Origin of the sequence: Actinotalea sp. JY-7885 (genome assembly GCF_014525465.1) — a bacterium.
In the GTDB taxonomy this organism is placed as follows: domain Bacteria; phylum Actinomycetota; class Actinomycetes; order Actinomycetales; family Cellulomonadaceae; genus Actinotalea.
This window is the reverse complement of record NZ_JACEXH010000178.1, coordinates 1-6,251: the sequence shown is the minus strand read 5'-3', so window position 1 is coordinate 6,251 and position 6,251 is coordinate 1. Positions and strand designations below refer to the sequence as shown.

Genomic DNA, 6,251 nt, shown 5'->3' with positions numbered 1-6,251 from the left:
GCCCGCGGCGCTCAGGCCGTCGGCGCCGCCCCGGCTCCGGGGTCCGCACCCGCGGCCCGGAGCGGGGGCGGCACGGCAGCAGGCGCGGCGTGGCCATGCGCCCGCTCGGCGGGTCCGCGCAGCTCCTCGACGAGGGCCTCGCGCACGATGCGCCGAGGGTCGTACTGGCGCGGGTCGAGCGCCTCCCAGTCGAGGTCGACGTCCGGACCCAGCTCCTCGCGGACGCGCTCCCGCGCGCCCGACGCGATCGCCCGGACCTCGCGCACGAGGCGTCCCAGCTGCTCCGCCGCGCGCGGCAGCTGCTCGGGGCCCACGAGCACGACGACGGCGGTCACCAGGACCAGGAGCTCCCACCCGCTGATACCCATGCCTGGGACCCTACCTATTGCGTCAAGGCCCCGGACAGAATCCGATCAGCGCCCGTCGGCCCGGAGCTCGAGCGTGAAGCCCTCGCGCTCGCCGGGCACCAGCACCACCCCGTCCTCGACCGGCACCTCGGCGTCGTCGAGCCGCGCGCGGTCGCCCACCGCGCCGTGCAGGACCACGCGGAAGGCCGTGCGGCGGTGCCCCGGGAAGCCGTCACCCGTCGTCCTGGCGCGCACCGTGACGGCGCCGCCCGCGCGGGTGACCTCGAAGGTCGTGCGCACGTGGGCGCCGTCGACCGCGGCTACGGTGAGACCGTCGTCCTCCTGGAGCATCGACGTGGCGGTGCCGTCGAGCGCCGGGACCCGCAGGTGCAGCTCGACCAGCTCGGGTGCGGGCTCGGCGGTCGAGGCCGGTGCCCGCTCCCACATCGGCACGACGGCGCCCGCGCGCACGTACAGCGGGATGCGCTCCATGGGCGTCTGCGCCACGACGAACCGCGGCCCCACGTGCCGCTCGCCCGTGTGCCAGTCCACCCACTCGCCCGCGGGGAGGTACACCTGCCGGTGCGTGGTGCCGGGCTCGACGACCGGCGCCACCAGCAGGTGCGGCCCGAGCAGGTACTGGTCGTCGACGTCGCGCACGACGGCGTCGTCCTGGTGGTCCAGGACGAGCGGGCGCTGCACGGGCGCCCCGGTCTCGGACGCCACGACGAAGGCGCTGTAGAGGTACGGCAGGAGCCGGTAGCGCAGGCGGATCGCCTCGCGCACGCCCGCCAGGACGACGTCGCCGAAGGCCCACACGTACTGGTCGACGTTCCCCATGGCGGAGTGGTTGCGGAAGAACGGGGTCAGCGCGCCGTACTGCATCCAGCGCAGGAACAGCTCCGCGTCGGTGCTGCCGAAGAAGCCGCCGACGTCGGCGCCCACGAACGCCTGGCCGGACACGCCGAAGCCGTTGGCCATGGGGATGCTCAGCCACAGGTGGTCCCAGCGCGACTGGTTGTCCCCCATCCAGTTCGCCGCGTAGCGCTGGATGCCGGCCGAGCCGGCGCGCGTCAGCACGAACGTGCGCAGCTCGGGCATCGCGGCGCGCAGGCCCTCGACCGTGCCCATCGCCATGAGCAGCGCGTACTGGTTGTGGAACCGCTCGTGCGAGAACCGCCCACGCCCGAAGCGCATGCGCCCCGGGTCGACGTCGCCCGTCGCGGGCTCGTTCATGTCGTTCCAGATCCCCGCGAGGCCGGAGCGCACGTGCTCGGCGTTGAGCCGGCCCCACCACGCGCGCGTCTCCTGCGTGACGAAGTCGGGGAACGCCGTCCGCCCCGGCCAGACCTGGCCGACGTAGAGGTCCCCGCCCTCGGTGCGGCACAGGAGGTCCTTCTCCACGGCCTCGTCGAACACGGCGTAGCCGGGGTCGTGCTTGACCCCCGGGTCGATGATCGTGATGACGCGGAAGCCGTCGTCGCGCAGGCGCGCGAGCATGCCCGGCGGGTCGGGGAACCGCTCGCGGTCCCAGGTGAAGACGCGGTAGCCGTCCATGTACTCGATGTCGAGCCACAGGGCGTCGCACGGCACGTCCAGCTCGCGGTGGCGCCGGGCCACCTGCTCGACGGCTTCCTGGGCGTACGCGTGCCAGCGCGACTGGTGGTAGCCCAGCGACCAGAGCGGGGGCAGCGGCGTGCGGCCCGTCAGCCAGGTGTAGGCCTCGAGGATGTCCGGCATGCGCGGGCCCGCGAACACGTACTCGCACCACTGGCCGCCGTCGCCACGGATGACGTACTCGTCGGGCGCGGTGAAGTCGTAGGCCACGCGGTAGCCGTTGTCCAGGAACGACCCGGCCATCGCCCCGCCGGGCCACCTCTGGTGGTAGAAGAACGGGATCGAGACGTAGTACGGGTCGAACTCGGTGCTCGACGCGTCCGCACGCGGGTCGTCGGCCCCGAGGCGCGCGGCGGCGGCGCCCGCGACGTCAGGGCTGAGCACGTCGCTGTTCCACAGCGTGAAGTCGCGGCCCTTGCGGTTGTGGCGCCCCGTCTTCTCGCCGAGCCCGTAGATCGCGTCCTCGGGGCGGCACCGGCGGCGCAGCACGAACGCGTCGTTGAGCGTGGCGTAGGTGCCGTACCGGCCGTCGGCGCCCCGCGCGGTCTCGATCACGGGCGACCCGTCGGCCCGGTGGACGTCGACGCGGAACGGGTCGAGCCAGAGCGAGACGACGAGCGCGGCGGTCCGCACCCGGACGACGTCGTCCGAGCGCTCCACCTCGAACGCGACGTCGGGCGAGAGCGGGTCGACGCAGACGGCGTGCGTGGGCTGCTCGTCGAAGACCCCGCCGCGGCTCATCGCGAGCCGGACGACGTCGTCGCGGACGACGTCGACGCGGAACCGCTCACCCCCCAGCGCAGCGAGCAGGCCGCGCCCGGTGCGCTCGACGCCGTCGACGAGCTCGAGGTGCAGGTGGTTGTCGGTGCGCGGGATCATCCCCGGTTCCTCTCAGCTGGGACGTGCGTGCTTGCTCCACCATGCCCGCCACCCCGCGGCCACGCGCGGCCGGCCGTCGACGCGCGCGGGATGTGACGCAGGCCACCCGGCGGGTCCCGTTCAGGTTCCGCCCAGGATGCCGACGCACACTGGGGGACGCGACCACGCCGCCCCTGCGAGACGCCGAGGAGCGACCATGACGACGACCCTGTCCGACCACCGCGACGCCGCCACGGGCTCCGCCTCCTGGCCCGTGACCGTCGTCGGCACCGACCCGCGCACCGGCCACCCGGGCACCTGGCGGATCGACCGCGACGCCGCGTCCGGCGCCTTCGAGGTGCAGTGGGCCTTCGGCCACCTGACGAACCCGGCGGTGTGGATGCAGGCGTCCAAGGTCACCACGATGACCGACGAGGAGCACGCGCTCGAGCTGCTGCGCCGCGTCCGGCACTGACGACGCCGAGGCCGACGGCTCAGCCGCCCGCGAGATCGCGGCGCCGCTGCTCCTCGTACCCGGCCAGGAGACGCTCGCGGTCCTCGGGGGTCATCTCGTCGAGCTGGGTCTTCAGCGCGGGGAGCCTGCCGGAGACGACGCGGCCGAACGCGTCGTCCTGCACCATCTCCCGCAGGGTGCGCCTGCCGTCGAGCACGTCCTGGGCCAGCTCGCGCAGCCGGGGGTCCTCGGCCGAGCGCAGGCGCTCGAGGGCGCGCATGGCCTGCCGTCCCCGCGCCGGGTCGCCGCCCATGGCCGCGGACAGCCGCGCCACCCTGTCGTCCCACGGCACCCCGTCGGTCGCTGCCATACTCACTTCCCCTTTCCGGTGCCCGGGATGTCGAGCGTGCTGCCGGGCATCGAGACCCCCTCCAGTCCGTGGACCAGCGACAGGTTCGCCGCGGCGAGGCCGGCGAAGCCCTCCGCTCCGCCCACGGCGCGACCGTGCCACTTGACCACCTCGCGCCAGACGCCGCCCGCCTTGAGCGCCGTGGCGGCCGCGGCCGAGCCGGCGATCAGCCCGCCGACGATCGTCCAGCTGGAGGACGCGGCCGCCGCCAGCTCGAGCGCCAGCAGGATGAGCCAGTCGCAGAGCTCCGCGAGGGCGGTCACGGCGGCCTGTCCCGCCGACCAGACGCCGAACGCCGTCGTCTGGAAGTCCTCCGCGAGCCCGTCGATGGCGTCGGCCAGGGTCGTCAGCCCCTGCTCGAGCGACTCGAAGTAGGCCAGGGCCGCGGTGGCGGCGTTGCCCGTCCACGCGAAGTTCAGCGGCGCGACCGCCGTGGAGAGCTGGCCGCGGGTCGTCGTCACGAAGTTGCTGAGGTTCGCCAGGGCCGCACCGGCCTCCGAGAACTCCTCCCAGCTGCCGGTGAAGTGGCTGCTGAGCCACGTGAAGGGGTCGAAGCCGCAGACCATCTCGATGATCTCGTTGATGCAGTAGCTCGCCGAGACGTAGTTCTGCCAGCCCAGGATCGCCTCGCCGAGGTCCGGCATGGGATCTGTGGCCACAGGCGGGACCAGGGCCAGACCGGCCGAGGCCGCCCACGCCTGCCCGCCGCCGTCGTACTGCGCCATGTCCGTCTCCTCAGTAGGTCGCGTCGAGCGAGGCGTCGACGGCGTCGTCGGTGGTCCGGTACGTCGCCGCGGCGGCCCGCAGCTCGGTCGCGGCCGCGTCGAGGTGGGACCGTGCGACCGCGAGCTCGTCCAGGACGGCGGTCCTCGCCTTCCCGGTCGTCAGCATGATCGTGCTGAGCAGCAGGCCGGTGTCGCCGAGGCCGATGTCCAGGTGCGTCGACGCGTAGGACCTGGCCGCCGGGAACTGGCCGGAGAGCGCCGTGATCTGCTTGGCGGCATCGACGAGCTGTGGGTCGTTGACGTAGAACTCGCTCACATGTCCTCCTGGCTCGGGGTGGCCGTACGGTAACCAGACTCCGGCAGAAGGTGATCATCATGGCTACGGCTCTCCTGCGCACGTCGAGGCGCTGGCGCCTGGGCAGCCTCGGCGGCCTCCTGGCTCTCGCGGCGGTCGCCGGCGGGATCGGTGCGGCCACGGTCGGGCCGAGGACCGGCCTCGTCAGCGCCGCGCTGCTGGCCGTCGCGGCCGGCCTGCTGATCTGGCTCTCGACCCGGCTGCCGGGGCCGCTGCCGGGCGACGCCACCCGGGCGGAGCGCACCCGCGCGCTCGTGACCGTCGCGGCGGCGCTCGCATGCGTCGTCGCCGCCGCGCTGGTGTGGGCCGCGGCGGTCGGGGCCGCCGAGGCGCCGTCGCAGGACGCCGCCGAGGTGGTGGTCCGGGACGGCGGCAGCGAGGTGCTGGACGGGATGCGCGTAGCGGTCGGTGTGGAGTCCGGCTCCGTCCGGCTCGTGGTCACCCCGGTCGACCCGGCCGACGGCCCGCCCTCGGTCCCCCACGCCGACCTCACCGTCGCGGTGCAGGACCGCGTCGAGGTGCCGGGCTGGGGGCGACTCACGGTCGTCTCCGTCGACGAGCCCGACGACGGCGCCGCCCGGGTGCTGCTCGCGTACGAGCCGGAGCAGGGCTGACGTCAGGCCGAGCGCGGCGCGACGTCCAGCACGACGTCGAACTCCAGCAGCTGCGCGCCCGAGCTCACCGGCCGGGGACGGTCGCCGGAGCCCGCGTGGGCGGCCCGGCCGTCGCCGTCGCGCCACGCGGCGAAGGACTCCTCGTCCGCCCAGTGCGTCACCACGAAGTAGCGGTCCTCGCCGGCGGTGGGGCGCAGCAGCTGGAACCCGAGGAAGCCGGGCGACCCCTCGATGGTCCCGGCCCGCGCGGCGAACCGGCGCTCGAGCTCGGGGCCCGCCTCGGGCGGCACGGAGATGGCGTTGATCTTCACGACGGACATACCGCCAGCCTAGGACCGCGGCGCAAGCGCGGCCCCGGCTCAGCCCGCCAGGCGCGTGGGGCGCAGCGGCGGGGCGAGGGTCTGCGTCAGCGTCGACCCGGGGTAGGCGCTGCGGTACAGCCCTCGCTCGCGCAGCTCCGGCACGACGCCGTCGACGATGGCGGGCAGGTCCGCCGCCGGTGAGGCGGGCCGGAGGGTGAAGCCGTCGACGACGCCGGCGGCCGACCACCCCGCCACGAGCGCGGCGAGCGCGCCGGCCGTGCCGACGTGGACGTAGGACTCCGGGTCCGGCGCAGCCGGGCCGGCACCCCGGCGGGAACCGGCCCCGGCGTCGATTGCGGTGTACGCGTCGACCAGCACGAGCACGTCGTCCGGGTCACGCCCGACGGACCGCGCCGACGCCCGGACCAGGGCGCGCTGCTGCCCTGCGGACCGCGCGTCGCGCGCCCGCACCCGCACGACGTCGGCCACGGCCCCCGCGACCTCGAGGGCGCGCGCGGTGTCGGCGCGGACGACGACGGGCGGCCGTCCCTGGACCGGCCCCGCGTCGCC

8 protein-coding genes and 1 pseudogene are annotated in these 6,251 nt (G+C 74.8%); 2 read left to right on the top strand and 7 right to left on the bottom strand.

Annotated features, from left to right (window positions below; translation table 11 throughout):
* Nucleotides 1-11: 11 nt before the first annotated feature.
* Both IDM29_RS13870 and IDM29_RS13865 read right to left on the bottom strand, forming a co-directional pair.
* Nucleotides 12-368 carry a twin-arginine translocase TatA/TatE family subunit gene (locus IDM29_RS13870; RefSeq protein ID WP_182113197.1) on the bottom strand — a complete coding sequence of 119 codons (357 nt, stop codon included), beginning with the start codon at nucleotides 366-368 and terminating at the stop codon, nucleotides 12-14.
* Nucleotides 369-413: 45 nt separating this feature from the next.
* The gene (locus IDM29_RS13865; RefSeq protein ID WP_182113196.1) at nucleotides 414-2,843 is read right to left on the bottom strand and encodes a TIM-barrel domain-containing protein; all 2,430 of its coding nucleotides are present in this window, start codon (nucleotides 2,841-2,843) and stop codon (nucleotides 414-416) included.
* A 196-nt stretch (nucleotides 2,844-3,039) separates the two neighbouring features.
* Here IDM29_RS13865 and IDM29_RS13860 point away from each other — a divergent pair, with 196 nt between their 5' ends.
* Complete coding sequence (locus IDM29_RS13860) at nucleotides 3,040-3,297, top strand: hypothetical protein (RefSeq protein ID WP_182113195.1); 258 nt, start codon at nucleotides 3,040-3,042, stop codon at nucleotides 3,295-3,297.
* Nucleotides 3,298-3,316: 19 nt separating this feature from the next.
* On the opposite strand, the gene IDM29_RS13855 is transcribed toward IDM29_RS13860, so the two are convergent.
* The 3 genes from IDM29_RS13855 to IDM29_RS13845 are packed head-to-tail and all read right to left on the bottom strand — an operon-like array spanning nucleotide 3,317 to nucleotide 4,726.
* Nucleotides 3,317-3,646: a hypothetical protein gene (locus tag IDM29_RS13855; protein ID WP_182113194.1), complete on the bottom strand. Its 330-nt coding sequence runs from the start codon at nucleotides 3,644-3,646 to the stop codon at nucleotides 3,317-3,319.
* A 2-nt stretch (nucleotides 3,647-3,648) separates the two neighbouring features.
* The gene (locus tag IDM29_RS13850; RefSeq protein WP_182113193.1) at nucleotides 3,649-4,410 is read right to left on the bottom strand and encodes a WXG100 family type VII secretion target; all 762 of its coding nucleotides are present in this window, start codon (nucleotides 4,408-4,410) and stop codon (nucleotides 3,649-3,651) included.
* Nucleotides 4,411-4,420: 10 nt separating this feature from the next.
* Entirely contained in the window at nucleotides 4,421-4,726 is a 306-nt protein-coding gene (locus tag IDM29_RS13845; protein WP_182113192.1) for a hypothetical protein, read from the bottom strand.
* 59 nt (nucleotides 4,727-4,785) lie between these two features.
* Between IDM29_RS13845 and IDM29_RS13840 the strand changes: the two genes are divergently transcribed.
* Nucleotides 4,786-5,379, top strand: coding sequence for a hypothetical protein (locus IDM29_RS13840; protein WP_182113191.1), 594 nt, complete (start codon nucleotides 4,786-4,788; stop codon nucleotides 5,377-5,379).
* Between the two features lie 2 nt (nucleotides 5,380-5,381).
* On the opposite strand, the gene IDM29_RS13835 is transcribed toward IDM29_RS13840, so the two are convergent.
* Together IDM29_RS13835 and IDM29_RS13830 are read right to left on the bottom strand one after the other, a co-directional pair.
* Nucleotides 5,382-5,699: an antibiotic biosynthesis monooxygenase gene (locus IDM29_RS13835; protein ID WP_182113190.1), complete on the bottom strand. Its 318-nt coding sequence runs from the start codon at nucleotides 5,697-5,699 to the stop codon at nucleotides 5,382-5,384.
* Nucleotides 5,700-5,738: 39 nt separating this feature from the next.
* Nucleotides 5,739-6,251, bottom strand: a pseudogene (locus IDM29_RS13830) (LLM class flavin-dependent oxidoreductase); the annotation flags it as partial.